Annotated in this window: 16 protein-coding genes and 1 tRNA gene; 5 read left to right on the plus strand and 12 right to left on the minus strand. The window is 69.6% G+C overall.

The window, feature by feature from the left end; genetic code table 11:
* Positions 1–67 precede the first annotated feature (67 nt).
* Positions 68–526 carry an Lrp/AsnC family transcriptional regulator gene (locus tag DDE23_RS06800; RefSeq protein ID WP_107750303.1) on the plus strand — a complete coding sequence of 153 codons (459 nt, stop codon included), beginning with the start codon at positions 68–70 and terminating at the stop codon, positions 524–526.
* A gap of 78 nt (positions 527–604) precedes the next feature.
* On the plus strand, positions 605–2098 hold the full coding sequence (locus DDE23_RS06805; RefSeq protein WP_107750301.1) for a fused MFS/spermidine synthase: 1494 nt from the start codon (positions 605–607) through the stop codon (positions 2096–2098).
* A gap of 6 nt (positions 2099–2104) precedes the next feature.
* Here DDE23_RS06805 and DDE23_RS06810 read toward each other — a convergent pair whose 3' ends face one another.
* From DDE23_RS06810 to DDE23_RS06845, 8 genes are all read right to left on the minus strand, one after another.
* Positions 2105–3571: a carboxypeptidase M32 gene (locus tag DDE23_RS06810; RefSeq protein ID WP_107750299.1), complete on the minus strand. Its 1467-nt coding sequence runs from the start codon at positions 3569–3571 to the stop codon at positions 2105–2107.
* Positions 3568–4710, minus strand: coding sequence for a heme A synthase (ctaA, locus tag DDE23_RS06815; protein WP_107750297.1), 1143 nt, complete (start codon positions 4708–4710; stop codon positions 3568–3570). Before ctaA ends, DDE23_RS06810 begins: the two co-directional genes overlap by 4 nt.
* Before the next feature lie 55 nt (positions 4711–4765).
* The gene (locus DDE23_RS06820; protein ID WP_107750295.1) at positions 4766–5515 is read right to left on the minus strand and encodes an RNA methyltransferase; all 750 of its coding nucleotides are present in this window, start codon (positions 5513–5515) and stop codon (positions 4766–4768) included.
* 341 nt (positions 5516–5856) lie between these two features.
* Positions 5857–6546 (minus strand): Crp/Fnr family transcriptional regulator, encoded by a 690-nt coding sequence (locus DDE23_RS06825; RefSeq protein ID WP_107750293.1) that lies wholly within the window; start codon positions 6544–6546, stop codon positions 5857–5859.
* A 73-nt stretch (positions 6547–6619) separates the two neighbouring features.
* Complete coding sequence (locus tag DDE23_RS06830; protein ID WP_107750291.1) at positions 6620–7228, minus strand: FecR domain-containing protein; 609 nt, start codon at positions 7226–7228, stop codon at positions 6620–6622.
* Between the two features lie 133 nt (positions 7229–7361).
* Positions 7362–8609 carry a glycerate kinase type-2 family protein gene (locus tag DDE23_RS06835; protein WP_107750289.1) on the minus strand — a complete coding sequence of 416 codons (1248 nt, stop codon included), beginning with the start codon at positions 8607–8609 and terminating at the stop codon, positions 7362–7364.
* A 645-nt stretch (positions 8610–9254) separates the two neighbouring features.
* Positions 9255–10880 (minus strand): thiamine pyrophosphate-binding protein, encoded by a 1626-nt coding sequence (locus DDE23_RS06840; protein ID WP_107750286.1) that lies wholly within the window; start codon positions 10878–10880, stop codon positions 9255–9257.
* A 69-nt stretch (positions 10881–10949) separates the two neighbouring features.
* Entirely contained in the window at positions 10950–11333 is a 384-nt protein-coding gene (locus DDE23_RS06845; RefSeq protein ID WP_107750284.1) for an acyl-CoA thioesterase, read from the minus strand.
* A gap of 256 nt (positions 11334–11589) precedes the next feature.
* Between DDE23_RS06845 and DDE23_RS06850 the strand changes: the two genes are divergently transcribed.
* A complete protein-coding gene (locus tag DDE23_RS06850) occupies positions 11590–12213 on the plus strand; it encodes a DNA alkylation repair protein (RefSeq protein ID WP_107750282.1) in 624 nt (207 codons plus the stop codon).
* Between the two features lie 121 nt (positions 12214–12334).
* Here the strand turns inward: DDE23_RS06850 and DDE23_RS06855 are convergent.
* Together DDE23_RS06855 and DDE23_RS06860 are read right to left on the minus strand one after the other, a co-directional pair.
* A tRNA-Ser gene (locus DDE23_RS06855) sits at positions 12335–12424 on the minus strand.
* A 41-nt stretch (positions 12425–12465) separates the two neighbouring features.
* Positions 12466–14475, minus strand: a complete 2010-nt coding sequence (locus tag DDE23_RS06860; RefSeq protein ID WP_107750279.1) for a hydantoinase/oxoprolinase family protein — start codon at positions 14473–14475, stop codon at positions 12466–12468.
* A gap of 108 nt (positions 14476–14583) precedes the next feature.
* On the opposite strand from DDE23_RS06860, the gene DDE23_RS06865 reads away from it, so the two are divergent.
* Positions 14584–14946, plus strand: a complete 363-nt coding sequence (locus DDE23_RS06865) for a DUF1428 domain-containing protein (RefSeq protein ID WP_107750277.1) — start codon at positions 14584–14586, stop codon at positions 14944–14946.
* Between the two features lie 8 nt (positions 14947–14954).
* Here DDE23_RS06865 and DDE23_RS06870 read toward each other — a convergent pair whose 3' ends face one another.
* Positions 14955–18986 (minus strand): PAS domain S-box protein, encoded by a 4032-nt coding sequence (locus DDE23_RS06870; RefSeq protein WP_170121782.1) that lies wholly within the window; start codon positions 18984–18986, stop codon positions 14955–14957.
* Positions 18987–19136: 150 nt separating this feature from the next.
* Between DDE23_RS06870 and DDE23_RS06875 the strand changes: the two genes are divergently transcribed.
* Positions 19137–19991, plus strand: coding sequence for an urea carboxylase-associated family protein (locus DDE23_RS06875; RefSeq protein WP_107750273.1), 855 nt, complete (start codon positions 19137–19139; stop codon positions 19989–19991).
* Positions 19992–20261: 270 nt separating this feature from the next.
* On the opposite strand, the gene DDE23_RS06880 is transcribed toward DDE23_RS06875, so the two are convergent.
* Positions 20262–21254: an SUMF1/EgtB/PvdO family nonheme iron enzyme gene (locus tag DDE23_RS06880; RefSeq protein ID WP_107750271.1), complete on the minus strand. Its 993-nt coding sequence runs from the start codon at positions 21252–21254 to the stop codon at positions 20262–20264.
* Position 21255 lies beyond the last annotated feature (1 nt).

Genomic DNA, 21255 nt, shown 5'->3' on the forward strand with positions numbered 1-21255 from the left:
GGGCTTTCTTTCACAGGCGTTCCGAATTACATAGCCTCAGTGGTGAATTTTGCCAGGGACGGCGCTGATGCTGGAAGAAATCGACTGGAAACTGCTCGACCTGTTGCAGGCCGATGCCCGGCTTTCCAACCAGGAGATGGCGGAAAGGGTCGGCCTTTCCACCTCGTCCTGCTGGCGGCGGGTCAAGGCGCTGGAGGAGGCGGGCGTGATCCGCGCCTACCGGGCCGAGGTCGATGCGGCCAAGGCGGGCCTCGGGTTTCATGCGCTGATCCATATCACGCTGGCGCGCCATTCCCGCGAGGTGGTGGAGCGCTTCACCGCCGAGGTGATGCGCCATGACGAGGTGCTGGATTGCTTCTCGACCACCGGGGCGATGGATTATCACCTGCGGGTGCTTTGCGCCGATCTCGCGGCCTTCAACGCCTTCATGGAGCAGGGGCTGTTCCGCATCGAGGGGATCGCGCAGGTCCAGACCCATCTGGTGCTGCGGCCGATCAAGATGCGCCGGGTTCTGCCGCGTCCCTGAGGGCGCCGGGTGCAATTGCCTTTCAGGCGGGGCGCGGACTAAGGTTGCGCCGGGCAGAGACGCAGGAACGGGGTGGGCATGCATCGACTTTGGGTGCTGGTGGCGGTGCAGGCCAGCGTGGCGGCGGCGAGCCTGGTGGTGGAGATCGTGGCGGGCCGGATGCTGGCGCCCTATGTCGGCATGTCGCTCTATACCTGGACCTCGGTGATTGCCGTGGTGCTGGCCGGGTTCTCGGCCGGGCATTGGATCGGCGGGCGGCTGGCCGAGGGCACGCCGGAGGCCGCGTTGCGCGCCAACGGCTGGGCGATGCTGGCGGCCTCGCTGACCACGGCGGGCGCGGTCTTCGTGCTGCGGGGCGCGGCGGGGCCGGTGGTCACGGCGCTGGAGGATCCGGTCGCCTCGATCGTCGCGCTGACCCTGCTGGTCTTTTTCCTGCCCTCGTTCTTCGCCGGCATCCCGGCGCCGATCCTGTCGATGATCGCCGTGGTCCGGCACCCGGACCGCAAGGGACGGGCGCTCGGCGCCATGTTCGCGGCCGGGGCCTGGGGGGCGATCCTGGGCACGCTGGCGGCGGGGTTCGTGTTCATCTCGTGGCTGGGGTCGGTCGGCACGCTGGTCGTGGTCGCGGTGGTCTATGCGGGGCTCGGCATCGCCTCGCTGGTCTCGGCCGGTGGCAGGGCGGGGATCGGGGCGGGCAGCGCGGCGCTGCTGGCCCCGGCGGCGCTGGCGCTGTCGGCCCTGTCCCAGCCCGACCCCTGTACGGTCGAAAGCGATTATTTCTGCATCCGGGTGATCGACGAGGGCGAGCCGGGCGCGCCCATGCGCTTCATGGTGCTGGACCATCTGGTGCATGGGGTGGCGGACGGGCTGGACCCCACGGCCATGCTGACGCCGCATGGGATCATGCTGGAGGGGCTGCCGCGCTTGCGCATGGCGGACCGTGACCAATGGTCGGCCTTCCTGATCGGGGGCGGCAGCTATACCGTGCCGCGCTCCTGGCACGCGCGGGGCACGCCGGTTTCGGTCACGGTGGCCGAGGTCGACCCGGCCGTGACGCAGGCCGCCATCGACCATTTCTGGTACGAACCCGGCGCCGACCGCATCATCCACGCCGACGCCCGCCGGACCCTGGCGGCGGAGGCCACGCGCTATGACGTCATCATCGGCGATGCCTTTTCTGACATCGCCGTGCCCCAGCACCTGATTACCCGGGAATTCTTCGCGACAGTGCGCGAGCGGCTGAACCCCGGCGGCGTCTATCTGATGAACGTGATCGACCACATGGACCGGCTGGAGGTTCTGGCCTCGATGGTCGCCACGGCCCGCGCCGTCTGGCCCCATGTCGAGGTCTGGACCGAGCGTCAGCACGACCCGGCCGAGAACCGGCGGGTCTTCGTGCTGGTGGCGGGCGAGGGGCCGAGTGCCCAGCCGCAGCTGGCGACGCCCTGGGGCAACGCGATCCGCGTGGCGGCCTCGTCGGTCGATGACATATTGGCCAGCCGCCCGCATGTCGTCTTCACCGACGATTACGCACCCATCGACCGGCTCTTGGGCGACCGGGGCGAGGGCTGAGCGCCCTCAGACCCCGTAAATATCGCCGAACTTCGCTTCCAGGTAGTCCAGCAGCGGGCCCTCGTCCGGCTCGAACCCGCAGGCATGGGCGATGGTCTCGCGCGGCTCGCGCAGGCCGCCGTGCTGTTGCAGCTTTTCCCGCAGCCAGTCGGTGGCGACGGTCGGCTTGCCCTCGGCCAGCGCGGTGTCGATCCCAACCAGATCCTTGCGCAGCGCCTTCATCAGGCAGCCGGCATAGACATTGCCCAGCGTGTAGGTCGGGAAATAGCCAAACAGGCCCACCGACCAATGCACATCCTGCAACATCCCGTGCGAGGGCCGGTCCACCGCCACCCCGAAATCCTGCGCGAAGCGGTCGTTCCAGGCGGCTTCCAGCTCGGCCGGGGACAGGTCGCCCGAGATCAGCGCGCGTTCGATATCGAAGCGCATCATGATATGCAGGTTGTAATGCACCTCGTCGGCCTCGGTGCGGATGAAGCCGGGCTGCACGCGGTTGACGGCCCGGTAGAACCCCTCGGCATCCATGCCCAGATCGCCGAATTCGCGCCCCATCTGGCCATGCAGCCAGCCGGTAAAGGCGCGCGAGCGGCCGAGCTGGTTCTCGTAGATCCGGCTCTGGCTTTCATGCACGCCCATCGAGACGCCTTCGCCGAGCGGCGAGAAGCGGTAGGATTCGTCGATGTTCTGCTCGTAGCAGGCGTGGCCGACCTCGTGGATCGTCGAATAGAAGCAGTTGAAGGGATCAGCCTCGGCCACCCGCGTCGTGATCCGCACATCGGCGCCCGAACCCGAGGAGAAGGGATGCACGGCCAGGTCAATGCGGCCCTTGGCGAAATCGTAGCCGAAGACCTCGGCCAGGGTGCGGCTGAGCCTGAGTTGCCCGTCGCGCCCGTATTCGCCTTTCAAGGCCGCCGGGGCAGGGGCGGCCAGCACCTTTTCCCTCAGCGCCACCAGACGCGGCCGCATCCGGGCGAACATGGCGCCGATTTCCGCGCCGCTGGTCCCGGGCTCGTAATCGTTGAGCAGCGCGTCATAAAGGTCGCCATTCTGCGCCAGCGCCGCCGCTTCCTCGCGCTTCAGGGCAATCACCCGGGTCAGCGTCGGCAGGAAATGCGCCACGTCATCGCGGGCGCGCGCCTCGGCCCAGGTGCCCTGCGCGACCGAGGTCACGCGCGCCAGTTCCGAGGCGAGCGCCGCCGGGACCCGAGTGTTGCGCTGATAATTGCGCCGCACATGCCGCAGGATCGCCGCGCCCTTCTCATCGGGCGCCTCGGCCGCCTCCAGCCACTCGCCCAGCGCCGGATCGGTGCGCCGCGCGTGCAGCACCTCCTCCAGCGCCGCCATCTCCTCGCCGCGCTGGTCCGCCGCGCCGCGGGGCATCATCGTCTCCTGATCCCAGCCCAGCCGGCCCATGACCTGCGCCAAGGACCAGGTGGTGCGCTCATGCGCGACGATCTTCTCGAAAGCGTTCATGCCGCCCTCCGAATGGTGCCGCCCAGCGGATACTGAGCCAGATAGCGGGCGCGGATGATCAGCACCCAGAGAAGGACCGCCAGCAATTGATGCGAGAGGCCCAAGGCCAGCGGCGCACCCTGCATGACGGTGACGATGCCCAGCACGACCTGCGCGGCCAGCGCCGCGAAGACCATGTGGAAGGCGCTTCGGGTCGGCGCGTAGCTCGATTTCCGGCCCCGGTTCCAGACGATGACGCCGAAGACGAACAGCAGATAGCCCGAGAGTCGGTGGATGAATTGCACCGTGCCGTCGTTTTCAAACAGATTGCGCCAGACGGGCGTCAGCTCCCACATGCCGGGCGGGAAAATGCCGCCCGCCATCAAGGGCCAGTCGGTATAGCCCCGGCCCGCGTCGATCCCCGCGACCAGCGCGCCCAGCAGGATCTGCAGGAAGGCGAAATGCATGAGGCCGGTGGAAAGGGAATAGAGCTTCGCCTCACGCCCCCGCCGCGCCTGCAAGAGCTGCGCCTCGGGTCGGCCCAGCAGGAACATGTCCCAGGCAAGCACGCCGAGGATGACGAAAGCCAGCCCCAGATGCGTCGCCAGCCGGTAGGAGGCGACCGAGGTCACGCCCTCACCCGCGGTGATGCCCGAAGACACCATCCACCAGCCGATGGCGCCCTGAACGCCGCCGAGGACCCCGGGGATCAGAAGCCGGACGTGCCAGCCCGGCGGGATCTTGCGGAAGGCGAGGAAGCCCAGGAACCCCAGCGCCCAGACCAGCCCCACCGCGCGGCCCAGTTGCCGGTGCGACCATTCCCACCAATAGATCGACTTGAACTCGGACAGCGTCATCTCGGCGTTCAGCAGATGGAACTGGTCGATCTGCTGATAGAGGTCGAATTCCGCCTGCCAATCGGCCTCGGTCATCGGCGGCAGCGCGCCGCTGACCGGCCGCCATTCGGTGATCGACAGGCCGGAATCGGTGAGCCGCGTCAGCCCGCCCACGGCGATCATGGCGGCGACCATGAGGAACAGGATCCCCAGCCAGACCCGGATCGCCCGCCGCGCGCCGGTCGGCGCCTCGATGGTCGAGCGGGCGGCGGCTCGCGGCGCCTCGCTGGCACCGGCTTCCTCGAAAATGGGGCGTTTCGCCATGGGTCACTCCCTGATTGGCGCCAAGCTAGGGGGGCGGAACCTTGGCCGCAAGGCCTCAGCGACGGGGGCGGACGAGTTGCCGCAAGATCCCGTGCAGGGTCTGCACTTCCGAGCGCGTCATGCCCCAGCGGCCCAGCATGTTGCGCAGGTTGAGCTTCATGTGCGGGGCTTTTTCGGGCGGGAAGAAGAAGCCGGTGTCTTCCAGCTTTTCCTCGAAGTGATCGCCCAGCTTCTCGATCTCGATCTGGCTGGCCAGATCGGTGCCGGCCAGTTCCAGCCGCACCCCCGCGGCGTTGCTGCCCTGCCGCATCCATTCATAGGCGGTGAGAAGCACGCATTGCGCGAGGTTCAGGGAATAGAAGCCGGGGTTCACCGGCACGGTGATGATGGCATTGGCATGGGCCACGTCGTCATTCTCCAGCCCCGCGCGTTCGGGCCCGAAGAGCACGGCGACCCGCTTGCCAGCCGCGATCATGGCGCGGGCTTCCTCCATGGCCGCTTCGGGCGTCAGGACCGGCTTCACCAGCCCGCGGCCACGCGCCGTGGTGGCATAGACATAATCGCAATCGGCGACCGCGCCCGCGACATCCTCGAAAACGCCTGCGTTTTCCAACACATAGCCCGCGCCCGAGGCCATGGCCGTGGCCGAGGGATTGGGCCAGCCGTCCCGCGGCGCCACGAGGCGCATATGCTCGAGGCCGAAGTTCAGCATGGCCCGCGCGGCGGCACCGATGTTCTCGCCCATCTGCGGACGGGTCAGCACGATCAGCGGCGCGGCGCCAAGGTCGGTAGCGAGTGGTCGCATGAGGATCCCTTTCTGCGCCCGCTTACCGTTCCATGCGTTGCGGCGCAAGGCGGGGGGCAGCACCCGGAGACAGCAAGGGGCGGGGGGCCAGCCCCCCGCGCCCCCCGCTCAAGGGGGTTTTCCACCCCCTTGAGAAACCCCCGAGGATATTTCTGGAATAAAGATGAAGGTAAAGAGGGCGTTAAGCCGGCATCTTCGTTCTTCAAATATCCTCGGGGGGTGAATGCCTGCAGGGCAGAGGGGGGCAGAAAGCCCCCCTTCTTCGGCGCGGCGGCACCCCGCGCCGCTGGTCGCCCGAGGCGCCCGCGGCAGCGGGCAACGAGGGCGAAACGCCTCCCCCGTCAGCCTTCTCCCCCGGCTTCGGCGCGCAGCCCCGCGATGTCGCAGGTCCAGGTGCCGGCCGCGTCCCGGATCAGCCCTTCGTCGCGGAAATCCTGAATCACCCGGTTCACCTTGGGCCGGGTCGCCCCCAGAACCGCGGCCAGTTCCCCCTGCGAGAGACCCAGCGCCAGCGAGGCATCCTCGGGGATGTCGGCGCCGTGCAATTGTTCCAGCGTGATGAGCAGGAAGCGGGCGACCCGGGCCCTCAGCTGGTAGAGCGCGATCGATTCGAGCTGCAGCGTCGTCGTGCGCAGGAGGGTCGACAGCCGCGTCAGCGCCGCCTCGTAGAAGGCCGGATCGCCCCCGGCCAGCGTATCGAAGGCCAGCCGCGTCAGCACCCAGCCGGTGACCGGCCCCACCGCCGTGGCATCGGCCGAGCGCGGCTGGCGGTCGAAGAGCGCGATCTCGCCCAGCATCTCGCCCGCCTCGGCATGGCGCAGCACCAGTTCGCGCCCGCCCTGCGTCACCAGCGAGATGCGGATGCGTCCCATCTCGATCGCCACCAGCCAGTCGCCCGGATCGTCGCGCTGGAACAGCACCTCGCCGGGGGCCCAGCTGCGGGGCCGGGCCGCTGCGGCCACCGCATCCAGCGCCGTCGGTGAAAGCGGCGCAAACATCTCGAAGGATTTCCAGAATCCGCGGCTCGGCATGCTGTTCCTTTCCCGTGACGCGGCGATGGTGCCGCGCCGCGGGCGGGGCGTAAAGCCCCGTCGTGGCGGCGCCTCAGCTGCGCGTGAGGCCCAGCGAGGCAAAGGCCTCGTCGATCCGCGCCGCGCCCCAGGGCGAGGGTTCGCCGGGCGCCGCGCCCTCGTGCAGCGTGCAGCCGTCGCCCGCGATCAGCACCCGCGTCTCGCCCGCGTTCGAGACCGCGACCTCGCCGCGCTCGACGAAGACCGCGTAATCCCCGCGCGAGGGGCCGACGAAGAAGCGGGTGCCGCGCACGCCGATCTCGCCGAAGGCGGTGACGAAGCGCAGGTCCAGGGGCGGCAGCGTCTCGGGGCGGTCGAAGACCATGGCGCCGCCGACATTGATCGTGCCGCCGATCTCGCCCAGGTAGCTGGCGAGTTCGATGGAGGAGCCGAGGCCGAGGTTGATCCGCGTCTCGCGGTCCAGAAGCAGCAGCGCCAGCCCGTCCTCACCGGTGGCGGCCTGGTCGCCCTCCATCAGCGCGAGGCCGGGTTCGAGCGGCAGCAACGCGCCGCCCCGGGTGACGCTGCCCGCGCCGGAGGCTTCGAGCACCTCGCCCAGCCGGGCGTCGGCGCGGGCGCTGCGGGCCGCGAGGGGCAGGGCAGCGGCGGTGATGAGCAGGTGGCGGCGGGAAAGCTGGGTCATGGGATCGCTTTCTGGAAAGGGCGTTTGAAACCGGGGAGGACTGTGAAACCGGGGAAGACTGGCAAATCGGACATCGGGCAAAGGCCGCAGGGTGGCACGAAGCCGCGCCGCTGTCTGTTCCCGGCGGAACAGGTCAGCGGGGCAGGATCAGGAGGGCACGGAAATCGTTCACATTGGTCAGGGTGGGGCCGGTCACCACCTGGGCGCTGCATCTGGCGAAATACCCATGGGAATCGTTGCGGGCGAGGGCGGCTTCGGCCGCCTCCCGGTCAGGGATGGTGTCGGGGCCGATCAGAGCGCCCGCCACCTCGGCCGCGCCATCGACGCCGTCGGTGTCGCAGGCGAGCGCATGGATGCCGGGCGCGCCGTTCAGCGCCAGCGCGAGCGCCAGGCAGAATTCGGCGTTCGGCCCGCCGATGCCGTCGCCCCGCCGCGTCACCGTCAGTTCGCCGCCCGAGAGCAGCACCAGCGGCCGGTCGCCCGGTTTCAGGGCCTTCTGGCGGGTCAGGGCGGTCTGCGCCATCCCGGCTGCGACCTCCCGCGCCTCGCCCTCCAGCGCGTCGCCGAGGATCTCGGGGTCGCAGCCCTCGGCCCGGGCCAGATCGGCGGCGGCGGCGAGGGATTGCGAGGGGGCGGCATAGATCACCGTCTCGGCCCGCGAGAGGCGCGGATCACCCGGGGGGATGACGCCGGTGGGCCGGGTCAGCGCCTCGGTGACCGAGGGTGGGACCGGGACCTGCCAGCGCGACAGGACGGCGCGGGCGTCCTCGGCGCTCGAGGGGTCGCCGACCGTCGGGCCCGATCCGATGAAGGCCGGATCGTCGCCCGGCACGTCGGAAATCAGCAGGGTCAGCATCCGGGCAGGCCAGGCGGCGGCGGCCAGCTGCCCGCCCTTCACCCGGCTGAGGTGTTTGCGCAGGGTGTTCATCCGGTCGATGGGCGCCCCGGAATCCAGAAGCGCCGCGCTCACCGCCTGTTTCTCGGCCAGCGTCACCCCGGCGCAGGGCGCCACAAGCAGGGCCGAGGCCCCGCCCGAGATTAGCGCCAGGACGAAATCGTCTTCGCCCAGACCCTGAAGCAGCGCCAGCATCCGCGCGGTGGCCCGGGCGCCGGCCTCGTCGGGGACCGGATGCGCGGCTTCGACGATCTCGATCCCCCGGCAGGGCCGGGCATAGCCGTAGCGGGTGATGACCAGCCCCTCGCAGGGGCCCCAGACGGCCTCGACGGCTTCGGCCATGCGGGCGCTGGCCTTGCCCGCGCCGACCACCACGACCCGGCCTGCGGGTTTCGGCGGCAACGCCGCGGCGAGCGAACGCATCGGGTCGGCGACCGCGACGGCACGGTCGAAGAGCGCGCGGAGCAGGGGGGCGGGGTCAAGCATCGGGCCTCCTTCGTCGGGGGATGATGCACCGGGCAGGCCTTCGGGGGAAGGGGGCGCCGGGGCCGGCTCGCGGGGCGGCGCGGGAACCTGCCGGCGGAGGGGCGGTTGGCTTTCCGAAACGAGCGGCCAAACCGCCGTCAGACAAGACCGCCGGGCTTAGCCGGATGGAACCCCCCGGGCGTCTGTGCCCGTATGGGCTTGCGTCTAAGAACCTGCTCAGGCGCCACGGCGGGCGGGTGTTCGACGAACCGCTGGCGACCCGGGCCGAGAGCGATGCGTTCCTCGAGAAGGCCAGGTTCAGAACCTAGCCCCAGCCCCCTGTCGGGGGCGAGCGGATCGGGGCCCATGACGATCTACGGGTCTGGCGGGGATCCGGATGACGGCAGGCGCGATCCTGTGGCTGGCGGCGCCGGTGTCGCTGGTCAACGGACAGATCGGCGGGTCGGCGTCGTCAAGGCGGTCTGGATCGACCGGCCAGAGTTGACATCCGCCTGCGTCGGCGGGGCGTAGAAAGTGCCGTCAGGATTCGTGTCCTTCACTCAAAGTGCGCTGAGGGCCGGGATGAGGGGCTTGTGAGGGGGGAGGGATTTCATCCTACCAAGACCCCACCCGTAGGGTGCGTGCTCGCACGCACCATCCTTCCCCTCAGATCCGCATCCGCGGCACATCCTCGGGGTCGAGCTTCAACTCGATCAGCAAAGGCCGCGTCCGCCCCGGGATCGCCGCCAGCGCCTGGTCCAGCGTTTCCTCCGACTCCACGGTGATCCCCTCACCCCCCAAGGCCGTCGCCACCTCGGCGAAAGACGGCCAGTCGAACTCGGTCAGCCCCGGGTCCATCGCCCGGTCGATGAACTGGATATGTTCCGCCCCATAGGCGCTGTCATTGGCCACGATCACGATCAGGTCGAGCCCCAGCCGCACCGCCGTGTTGAACTCGTTGACGCCGCCCATCATGAAGCCGCCGTCGCCGGTGAACAGGACGACCGGCCGCGTCCGGTCGGCCAGCGCCGCGCCGATCGCCTCCTGCAGCCCCAGCCCGATGGAGCCGAAATTGGCGGTGACGATGAAGCTGAGGGGATCGGGCGCGGAGATCCGGCACCAGACCTCGGTCATGAAGCGCCCGCCGTCGGTGGTGAGGATCCGCTCCTTCGGCAGGGCCTCTTCCAGCTTGCGCAGGGCCTGCACGTAATTGACCGTCCCGGGCTTGGCGCCCGTCCGGCCCGGCGGATGCAGGGTCAGCGCGTCCATGTCCAGCTCACGGGTGAAGCCGGACGCCGGAATCTCGGCCTCGTCCAGCCAATGCACGATATTGTCGGCGGTGAGACCGGCATCGGCGATCAGCGCCACATCGGGGTGGAAATTCTTCGCCGCCTCAAGCGGGCTTTCGTTCACCTGCACCACCCGCTTGCCCTTCATCAGCTTGCCCTTGTCGGTGGTGAAATGATGCAGCGAGGCGCCGAAACAGACGATGCAGTCGGACTTGGCGATGGCCTCGTAGGTGGCCGGGGTCGAGAGCGTGCCGACGATGTCGAGGTTATAGGGATGGCCGTTGAACAGCCCCTTGGCCTTGAGCGTCGTGGCCAGCGGCGCCTCCAGCCGGTCGGCCAGCCGGATCAGCCGGTCACGCGCGCCTGCCGCGCCGCCGCCCGCCAGGATGATCGGCCGCCGGGCCGAGGCGATCATGCCGATCGCCGCGTCCAGATCGTCGCCCTCGGGCACCATGGCGGGGGCGGCAAAGGCCGGGAAGATGGTCTTTCTGTGCGTGACTTCCTGCCACATGAAATCGGCGGGCATGTTCAGCACGATCGGCCGCTTCTCGACCCGCGCGCGATAGATGGCATGGGCCACGTCATGCGCCGCCGTCTCGGGCGCGCGGAGCTGCTCGAACCCCGCGCCGGTGACCTTCACCACCTCGCGCTGGTCGATGTTTTGCAGGTTCTGCGGCGCCATGACCGAGGTGTCGCCGGCCAGCAGCACCATCGGGATATGGCCGCGCGCGCCTTCGGTCAGCGCGGTCACGCAATTGGTCAGCGCCGGGCCATGCGTCACCGTCGCCACCCCGACCTTGCCCGAGACATGGCTCCAGGCCAGCGCCATCAGCACGGCGCTGCCCTCATAGGCCACCGGCACGAAGGTGCCGCCGCCCTCGCGCACGTAATGATCGACCATGAAGAGATTGGCATCCCCCATCAGGCCGAACATCGTGTCGATCTCGTGGTCCAGCACCGCGCGGGCGATGGATTGATAGCCATAGGTGGCGGTGTCGGCCATGGGGTCCCCTCTGTCGCAAGTGCAACGAGTCTGGCGCAGCGGCGGCCAAAGGGCAACCCCGGCGCGGCGTCAAGGCGCGGGGGGCAGCGGCCGTTTCACGCCCGAGGATTCGATGGCGACGAAGGTGAAATCGGCCTCGGTCACCTGAATCGGCGCGGACAGGGCAGGGCGCTGGACCCAGGCCTCGACATGGATCGTCATCGAGGTGGTGCCGGTCCTCAGGATCGAGGTGTAGACGGTGAACAGATCCCCCACCAGCACCGGCGCATGAAACCGCATGGCGTTGATCGCCACCGTCGCCGTCCGCCCACCCGAGCGGCGATGCGCGGCGACCCCGCCCGCGATATCCATCTGGCTCAGCACCCAGCCGCCGAAAATATCGCCATTGGCGTTGGTATCGGCGGGCATCGGCACGGTCTGAAGGGTCAGTTCGCCCTGCGGCTTGTCGGTCATGTCTGTTTCCTGCGTCGTCCGGCGGGCAAGGTGACCGAAGCCGCGGGCGAGGGCAAGCGGGGGCGAGAGCCAAGCCCCGCTCAGGGCCCGGGTTGCGACCGTGCCGCAGATCCACGCCGTCTGGCACCGGCCCTGCGCGTGCATCGGGCGGCAGGGAGAGGTTCCCCGGGGATCCGGCCGGGGCGCGGGGATGAGCGGCCTGTCATCGACCGAGGGGCCGCGCTAAGCTGCCGACACATCTAGGACAAGTCGACAGATGCAGAACGTGCCGCACCTCATTGAACGGTCGAGGAAGACCCAGCACGGGTTCAAGGACCTGTCCGAGGCGGCCGATGAAACCTACGCCAGCGCCCCCCCGTCCGAGGCCAGGGAGATTGCCGCCGCGCTGCTCGCGTCGGACGTGGCCCAGGCGCGGTGCGTCGGCACCTTCCTCCTTGGCAGGCTGGCAGCGCAGGACGCGGACGCGCTGAGGATGCTGAAGGAAACCGTCAGCGCGGACAGCGACTGGCGTGTGCAGGAGATCCTGGCCAAGGCCTTTGACCGGTATTGCGCGGACAGGGGCTATGAAGCCGCCCTGCCGGTCATCAGGGAATGGTTGTCCGACCCTTCCGCCAATGTCCGCCGCGCGGTCACCGAGGGGCTCCGGATCTGGACCGGGCGCCCCTATTTTCGCGATCATCCCGAGGTTGCGATCGCGTTGCTGGCGCAGTTCCGGAATGACGACAGCGAGTATCTGCGGAAATCGGCCGGAAATGCCTTGCGCGACATCAGCAAGAAGCACCCCGAACCGGTCAGGCGCGCGGTCGAGACCTGGGATCTAAGTGAGCGCGGCACCAGACAAACCGTCAAACTGGCGATGCGGCTGATCGACAAGGGCTGATTACCGTCCCGCCACGCGACGACAACGCAGGTCCGACGGCCTTGGCAAGCGGCGCCTGACGCTGTGTCGGCGGTGAGGGGGGCCGTTCATAGCCAACGAAGGTCCGGGTGTCGTTCGGAAGTGGCGGATGGGGTGGGATTCGAACCCACGGTGGAGTCACCCCCACGCTGGTTTTCAAGACCAGAGCCTTAAACCACTCGGCCACCCATCCGTTGAGGGCGTTCTATCCCCGCGCCCGGGCGCCTGCAAGCGTCAGCCGGTGGCGATGCGGGGGCGACCGGAGGCGGTGACGCGCAGGCGGATCTCGACCAGCATCGGCTGGCCCTCGACCTCGGCGCCCAGATCCTCGCGCCCGGCGGTGAGCCGCGGCTCGGTCACGCCCGCGGCCTTGGCCCGGGCGCGGGCCTGCCGGGTCAGATCGGCCTCCAGCGCCGCAACCGCCGCCTCGGCCTCGGCAAAGCGGGCGGGGCCGGTGGCGAGATGGGCGAGGTAGAGGCCGGGCGCGGGGGCCGTGACCTGACCCTCGGCATGCATCGAGACCTGGCCCACCACCGCACCCACCGCATTGGCCACGCCCGCATGGTCGGGCACCACCATCTGTGTCCCGAGCCGCGCGCCGACCGCGGGGTAATAGCAGCCGGCCGAGGCGCCAAGGCCGATCACCGGCACGCCGAGCCGCGCCTCGATCCGCACCAGCCCCGGGGCGCGGTCCAGCGCGGCGGCGGTCAGGGACAGGCGGGCCAGCGCCTCGGGCGGGGCGCCGAAGTCGCGGCCGTCCTCGGCATAGGCCGCCTCCATCAGGCAATCGACGGTCTGCCGGGTCAGCTGATCGACGATCCGCTGCGCCATGGTGGCGGCGTCGGGCGCCAGACGCTCGCCATTGCCGCCACGGCGGCGGGCCAGCAGGATCAGCGCCTTTTCCGCCGCCGATGCATCCCAGCCCGATTGCCGGCCCAGCACATGCGCCGCGTCAGACGGCGTGGGCCCGGTCAGCATCGCCAGCCCGCCCTGCACCAGCCGCATCAGCGCCGGCCCCTCGACCCGGTTGCGCAGCAGCTCGGACAGGCGCTTCGGTCCGCTCAGCAGGCGTTCGGCCACGGCGGCGTCGCGGGGCGGCAGGCCGGGGGGCAGCGCGGCGTAGAGGGGCAGGGCCAGCCGCCAGCCTTCTTCGGGCGCGGGGTCGCGGCCCAGGGCCTCGTCCAGCATGCGGTGGACCAGCCCGGGGTGCTGGATCGCCGCCAGCGACAGCGGGATCACCCGCCGGGGGCCGAGGATCAGGCCGCCCTCCAGCCCCTCCTGCACCCGGACCTCGCTGTCGCCGCCCAGGCCCGTCGTGCGCATCGCCACCGCCTCGACCATGGTGCGCCAGCCGCCGACGCGCGCGCCCTCGGGGTCGATGGCGGGGCGGCCGTCGCGCAACAGGCAGACATCGGTCGTGGTGCCGCCGATGTCCGAGACCAGCGCGTCACTGAGCCCGGTGAGCCATGCCGCCCCGGCGATCGAGGCCGCGGGGCCGCTGAGAATCGTCTCGATCGGGCGCTCGCGCACCAGGGCCGCGCTGACCAGCGCCCCGTCGCCCCGGACCACCATCAGGGGGGCCTTGATCCCGCGCGCCGCGACATGGGTCTCGCAGGCGGTGACCAGCCGGTCGATCATGCCGACGAGGCGGGCGTTCAGAAGCGCGGTCAGCGCCCGTTTCGGCCCGTTCAGCCCGGCGCTGAGTTCATGCGAGCAGGTCACCGGCAGGCCGGTCCGGGCGCGGATCAGGGCGCGGGCGGCGTTCTCGTGCGCCGGGTTGCGGGTGGCGAACTGACCGGCCACGGCCAGCGCGCTGATCCCGGGCGGCAGCGCCGCCAGCGCGCTTTCCAGCGCTTCGATATCCAGCGGCGCGGCCTCGGTCCCGGCGTGGGTATGGCCGCCGGACAGCGCGATCAGGGGATCGTCGCCCAGGGCCTCGGCCAGACCGGCGCGGGCGATATCGGCCGGTGCGAAGCCGATCACCACCAGCGCGGCGCGGGTGCCCTGACCCTCGACCAGCGCGTTGGTGGCAAGCGTGGTGGACAGCGAGACGAGGCCGATCTCGCCCGGCGTGATCCCCGGCGCATCTGCCAGAACCGCGTCGATGGCGCCGCCGATCCCCAGGGACAGATCCGGGCGCGAGGTCAGGGCCTTGGCGCTGGCCAGCACCCGCCCCGCGGCATCGTCCAGCAGCACCGCATCGGTATAGGTCCCGCCCGTATCGACGCCCAGGAAAACCGCCATCTCCGCCTCCGATTTGACTGAACCTTGCTAGGGGGGCGGCGGGCGAAAGGGAAGGGGGCTCGACAGCGCCCGGGCTCTCGGGCGATGCTGGCGGGCGGAGGAGCCGCCATGCATATCGCCGCCTTCGTCATCCCGGTCCCCGAAGCGCGGCGCGCTGCCTATCTGGCCTGGGCGCGTGACAGCGCGGCGCTGCTGCGGCGCCTCGGCTGTCTGGAAGTGGTCGAGGCCTGGGAGGATCACATCCCCGACGGCAGCCGCACCGATTTCCGCAAGGCGGTGGCGGCCGAGCCGGGCGAGAGGATCGTGCTGATGTGGCAGATCTGGCCCTCGCGCGCGATGATGGAGGCCGCCGAGGCCGCGATCGCCGAGGATCCGCGCGGCAGCGATCCCGCCGAGGTGCCCTTCGACCAGCGGCGGCTGATCCTCGGCACCTTTGCGCCGATCCTGACCATGGGCCGCGACGGCGACTGAGGCGCGTTTCACGAGGCCTTCCGGCGCACCGCGGCCGCGCCTTCCAGCGCCTGCGCCAGCGTCTCCTTGCGGAAGGGCTTGGCGACATGGCCGTCGAAACCGGCGGCGAGGTAATCCTCGATCTGGTGAGCCATGGCATTGGCCGTCACCGCCAGCGCCGGAACCGGGCTGGCACCGGCCCGGGCCTCCATCGCCCGGATCGTGGCCAGTGCCCCCATGCCGTCGAGCCCGGGCATCGAGATATCAAGAAGCAGCGCGTCGAAGGTCCCGGGGCGGAAGGCGTCGCAGGCGGTCTGCCCGTCGACGGCAAGGGTGACGCTGGCACCGAGGCCGGTCAGCATGGTTTCCAGGATCTTGCGGTTGGTGCGGTTGTCGTCGGCCACCAGCAGGCGCAGGCCATCCAGCCCCACCGGCATCGGCCGGGCAGGCGTCCGCAGGGCCGAACCCGCGACCGGGGCGGGCAGCAGCAGCGTGACCGTGGTGCCCTGGCCCGGCTGGCTGTCCAGCGTGATCGTCCCCCCCATCAGCATGGTCAGCCGCCGGGTGATCGACAGCCCCAGCCCGGTGCCGCCGAAGCGCCGCGCGGTCGAGGTCTCGGCCTGTTCGAATTCCTCGAAGACCTTCGACATCTGTTCCGCGGTCATGCCGATCCCGGTGTCGCGCACGGTGAAAAGCAGGCTGCCCGGATCGTCAGGCGCGGGGCCCACGGTGACCGAGATGAAGCCCTGCTGCGTGAACTTGACGGAATTGCTGACCAGATTGTGCAGGATCTGCAGCAGGCGGTTGGCATCCCCCAGCCGCGGCGTGGCACAGGCGGCTTCGGGCGCGATGCGCAGCTCCAGCCCGGCGGCGGCGGCGCGGGGCGCGAAGAGCGACCGCACCCGGGTCAGGATTTCCGAAGGCACGAAGGGCTCGTGTTCGATGACCATCTTGCCGGCCTCGATCTTGGCGAGGTCGAGGATGTCGTTGAGGATCGCCAGCAAACCCTCGCCGCTGTCGCGGATCGTGTCGATCATCTCGCGCTGGCGCAGCGTCAGATCGGTCTCGCCCAGCAACTCCGCCATGCCGAGGACCCCGGTGAGCGGCGTGCGCAGCTCGTGGCTCATGTTGGCCAGGAAACGCGACTTGGCCTGGCTGCCGGCCTCGGCCCGTTCGGTGGCGGCGATCAGGGCGCTCACGTTGGAACCCACGCCGCGATACCCCATGTAGCGGCCGGAGGGGTCGTAGAAGGGCGCGCCGCTGATGCGCAGCCAGATCGGCGCGTTCAGCGGATCGGGCTGGATGCGGAACATGAAGTCGTTGATCGCCTCGCGGGCGATCAGGCGGCGGGCCAGAACCTCCCAATCGCCGCTCACCACGTCGGATTCGGGCGACACGCCCATTTCCTCCAGCGAACGGCCGATGACATCGCGGATCGGAATGCCGGTGGTGCGCTCGAAGCCGGCGGTCAGATGGGTCACGCGGCGCCCCGGCGCGATCTCCCAGAACCATTCGGCCGAGGCCTGGGCAATGTCGGAATAGCGCTGCTCCGAGGCGCGGTGGGCCGTCAGCGCCTCTTCCAGCGCCTGCTTGGCCTCGGCCAGCGCCGCCTCGCGCTGCTTGCGCTCGGTGATGTCGATGTGAACGCCGGTCTCCTCGGCGGCGACGCCGGGGGCGGACCAGCGCTGCACCCGGGTCTGCGACAGGATCCAGACCCAGCGGCCGTCGCGGTGGCGCATGCGGAACTCATGCGCCACGGTGTTGCGGTCCGAGCCGTAGAGCCCGCTCACCCGGTCGTGCAGGCTCTGGAGATCGTCGGGATGCACCAGCGATTCGAACTTGTCGCGGGTCCAGGGCAGAAGGTCGTCCATCCGGTAGCCCAGCATCGCCGCATATTGATCGTCGATCGACACCCGCCCGGTCACGCAATCGAGGTGCCAGGTGCCGACGGCCGAAGCGTCGAGGATCGTCCGCAGCCGGTCCTCCACCTGCCGCCGGTCGGTCAGGTCCAGCCCGATCCCGGCGAGGCGCCTGGCCGCCCCCTCGGAATCATAGGCGCTGACCTGGCCCCGGGTCAGGATATGCACCCAATGCCCCTCGCGGTGGCGCAGCCGCATCTCGCTTTCCAGCGCGTCCAGCGTGCCGCTAAGCAGCTGCCGGGTCAGGTCACGCAGGGTCAGACTGTCATCGGGATGGATCAGGCTGTTCCACAGCTCGCGGGTCAGGATGGTCGGCTGGTCGTCCCCATAGCCCAGCATTTCCCACCAGAGCCGGCTGAATTCGGTGGTGCCGCTCTCGACGTCATATTCCCAGATGCCGATCCGGGCGCTGGTGATGATGTCGTTGAGCCGCCGCTCGGCGTTCTTCAGCGCCGTGACATCGACCCTCAGCCCGACCCGCCCGCCATCCGGCGTGGCATGTTCGAAGACCCGCACGCAGCGGCCGTCCTTCAGCTGCAGCTCGGTCTCGGCGCTGAACTTGCGGTGTTGCGCCATGCGCTCGGCGAACCATTCCTCCTCGCGCCCCACGGCGTCGCGGAACTCGCCCGCGGCCAGGGCGTGACGCAGGAAATCCTCGAACAGCACGCCCGGCGCCATCAACTCGGCGCTTTGCGGAAAGAAGCTGCGGTAGCGCTCGTTCGACAGGACCATCCGATCCTCGGCATCGAAGAGGGCGAAACCGTCCTGCAAGACCTCGAGCGCGGCGTGCAGGCGGCTGTGCGCCTGTTCGGATTCGATGGCCAGCCGCTCGAGCTCGCGCTCATGGCGCTTGATCGCGGTGATGTCGTTCTTGATCGCCAGGAAACCCTGCGGCTTTCCGGCCGGATCGGCCAGCGGCTGCAGCCAGACATCGACCCAGTACGACGTCCCGTCGCGCCGCCGCCCGGCCAGCTCTACCCGGCAAGAATCGCGCTCGGCAATCGCCGCCTTGAGCTGGACAATGGCCGCGGGATCGGTCGCGGCATCGGCCAGCGCGTCGAAAGGCTGTCCCCGCAATTCGGCCATCCGCCAGCCCGACACCCGCTCGGCCGCAGGGTTGGCCCAGATGATGCGACCCTGGTTGTCCAGGAGGACCGCCAGGTTGGTCATGGTGCGCGTCACCTCGATCAGCATGGCGTTCTCGGCCTCGCGCTGGCGCTCGGCCGTCACGTCGCGGATGCGGAAGATGAAACCGTCCTGCCCGCCGACCCGGCGTCGCACGATGGTCGTCTCGTACCAATGTTCGACCCCACCCAGCGTCAGCGGGTATTGCGGCACCCGCGCGCTGCCGCTCCGCAGCGCCTCGGCCATCGCCGCGCGCTGCAGACGCGCCACCATGGGGGGCAGCGTTTCCTCCAGCGTGCGGCCCAGAACCGCCTCGGATTGCACCGCCAGAAGCTCGGGCGCGGCGGTGTGAAAGTCGATGCAGCGCCCGTCGATGTCGATTTCCAGCATCAGCTCGGGCATCGCCGCCAGCGTCGCGCGCAGGCGCTCCAAGGTCTCGGCCTGCGCCGCGCGGGCAGCGTCGCGCTCGGCCTCGGCCTGACGGCGGGCGAGGGCAGAGCTGAGCCCGTCGCTGAGCGCCCGCGCCATCCAGAGCCCGGTCGCGTCAAAGCCCCCCGGTCCCCTGAGCCGCTGCAACCCGATGATGCCACCCACGCCCCCGTCGGTGACCAGCGGGACGATGGCCATGGCCTGCACGCCGTTCTGTAGCAGGATACGGCTGAGCGGAGCCTCGGGCAGAGAGGCGAGATCGGCATAGATCAGCGGCTGACCGTCGAGCAGCGCAGCGGGATCGTCAACGAGGTCGAGGACCGAGCGCCCGGCCAGGCAATCGCCGGAGGCGGCGCAGGTGGGGGCATGCCATTGATGCGTCAACCGCCAGCCATCCGGCCGCTCGGTACACAGGATCGCCCGTTCGGCCCCAACGGCGGTGCCCAGCCGATGCAGGACCGAGACGATCGAGGCATCCAGCTGGTCCGGTCCGGCCCGCAGCAACAGCCCCAGCGCGTCGATGACCGTATCGTGGGGCGTGCCCTGGAAACGCGTTGTCGCTTCCGTCCTACCTGAACCGTCGTCCATCAACCGCGATCCGCACATTTACACCTATGGCGAGCATAGCAGGGACTCAGCGCGCTTACAGCTTGAAAATCCGTAAAGGAGTGTTTCCATTGTTTCTTTATGTGGCGCGCTCCCGCGTGGTTCGGCGCCGGATCAGCCCGGGACCCCTTCATGCACAGGCCTTTTCCCTTCCAGACGCCGCCCGATGCCGCCGCCCGCCGCGCCGTGGCCCCGGTCATCTGCTACCCGACCGAGACGCTGCCGGCCCCGGACAGCGCAACCTATGCGCGCGCCCGGCAGAGCGCGCGGAAGATCGGCAGCGTGACGGTGCCGGCGCGCGAGGGGCGGGCCTTCCGCGTGCCCGCAGGCGGGTTCTTCCGCATCAGCTGCACCGAGGGGCCGCAGGTCGGCGACCTCAACCTCTTCTCGGCCGAGGACCCGCGCGAGCGTTTCTATTCCGGCAAGACAAGGGCGCTGCACGGCACGCATCTGGGGGTCGGCGACCGGATGTGGTCGGTGTTTCCCTGGCTTCGGCCGATGGCGACGCTGGTGGCGGATACGCTGGGCTGGTACGGGGTGGATGCCTTCGGCGGGCGGGTCCACGATGTGATCGGCACGCGCTGCGATCCCTATACGCACTGGCTGCTCTCGGGCGGCGGGCAGTACCATCATTGCTGCCATTCCAACCTGACAAGGGCGCTGAGCGACGCCGGGGTCGAGGGGGCCGAGGCGCTGGTGCATGACGTGCTCAACGTCTTCATGTGCACGGGTTTCACGGCCGATACCGGGCAGTATTTCATGAAGGCAAGCCCGGTGCGGCCGGGCGATTACCTGGAATTCTTCGCCGAGATCGAGCTTCTGGGCGTGCTCTCGGCCTGCCCGGGCGGCGATTGCAGCGCCGAACATTCCTCGGACACGGCCGCCTGCCATCCACTCGAGGTCGAGATCTGGGAAACCCCGGCCGAGGCACTGGCCGGCTGGGCACCGCCTCGGCCCAACGGCTATGACGGGACACATGGCCGGTGAGGGGTTTCGCCCTCGTTGCCCGCTGCCGCGGGCGCCTCGGGCGACCAGCGGCGCGGCGTGCCGCCGCGCCGAAGAAGGGGGGCCGTCTGCCCCCCTCTTGGCCTGACGGCCAATTCACCCCCCGAGGATATTTAGGGCGCAAAGAAGGCGGCTTAACGCCCTCTTAACTTTCATCTTTGTTCTCTAAATATCCTCGGGGGTTTCTCAAGGGGGTGGAAAACCCCCTTGAGCGGGGGGCGCGGGGGGCTGGCCCCCCGCCTCCTCCTGCTCTCAGCGCAGGTCGCGGAAGCAGCGGAAGCCCAGGTGGTAATTGGCGTGGCTCGCGGTCGACAGGACCCGGGTCCCGTGCCAGAAGGGTGCGCGCCAGCGGGCCCAGAATTCATGCGCGTGCACCGTGTCCCAGATGAACCACGAACCCTTCATCTCGGTCACGCCCAGGGTGGTCGAGCCGCGCGACGCCATCTGGTCGGGTGCCAGCGGCAGGTTCATGTGTTCGGCCGCATTGCCGTCGATATCGTAGACGCCGAGCGGCGAGTGGCATTGCGGGAAGGACCCCGAGGGATAGGTGTTCGACCCGCAGCCCGAGAAGGAGCCGCCGTTGCATCCCGGCGTCTTCGAGCTGCCGGTGGCGCAGACGCCGTCCCGCCAGGCGCCGATGGAATAGAGGTTGCGCTGCGAGGCATAATGGTTGTTGTGCCACGACCGCATCGCCTGCTGGCTGCCGGCGGCGAAATTGTAATCGGGTGGTAGCAGTTGGCCCGCCGCCGCGCCCTCCCATTCATGAGCGTCGCCGATCCGCGCGCCCTCGGCCCAGCAGAGCCGCGCCGCCTGATCGGCCCGGACCCAGGTGACCGGATAGGTCAGCGGCACGTTCGGATATTCGAACATGAAGGCGCAGACCGTCGCATCCTCGGGGCGCTGGGTCTGGGGATCGTAGAGCGGCACCTCGTAGGGATGGCCGCAGATCCGCTCGAAGCGGGCGTTGCGATAGGCGCGGCGCACGCTATCGACGCTGCCGCCCTGACGCTCGGCGGCCTGTTCGGGCGTCATCGGGTGGCGGGTCACGGCCGGGTTGCCCTGGCCGATCATCCCGTTCTCGCCGAAGATCGCCCGGATGCGGTCCATCGTGGCGCCCGAGAGCCCGCGATATTGCTGCATCTGCTGGAACATGACCGCGTTGTTCTGCGCCATGGTCTGCGCGGCGGCGCCAAGCGGCGCCAGCGCAAGACCCAGCGCCAGGGCAAGGGGTTTCAGGCGTTTCATG

It is taken from the genome of Pararhodobacter aggregans (genome assembly GCF_003075525.1).
GTDB lineage: Bacteria > Pseudomonadota > Alphaproteobacteria > Rhodobacterales > Rhodobacteraceae > Pararhodobacter > Pararhodobacter aggregans.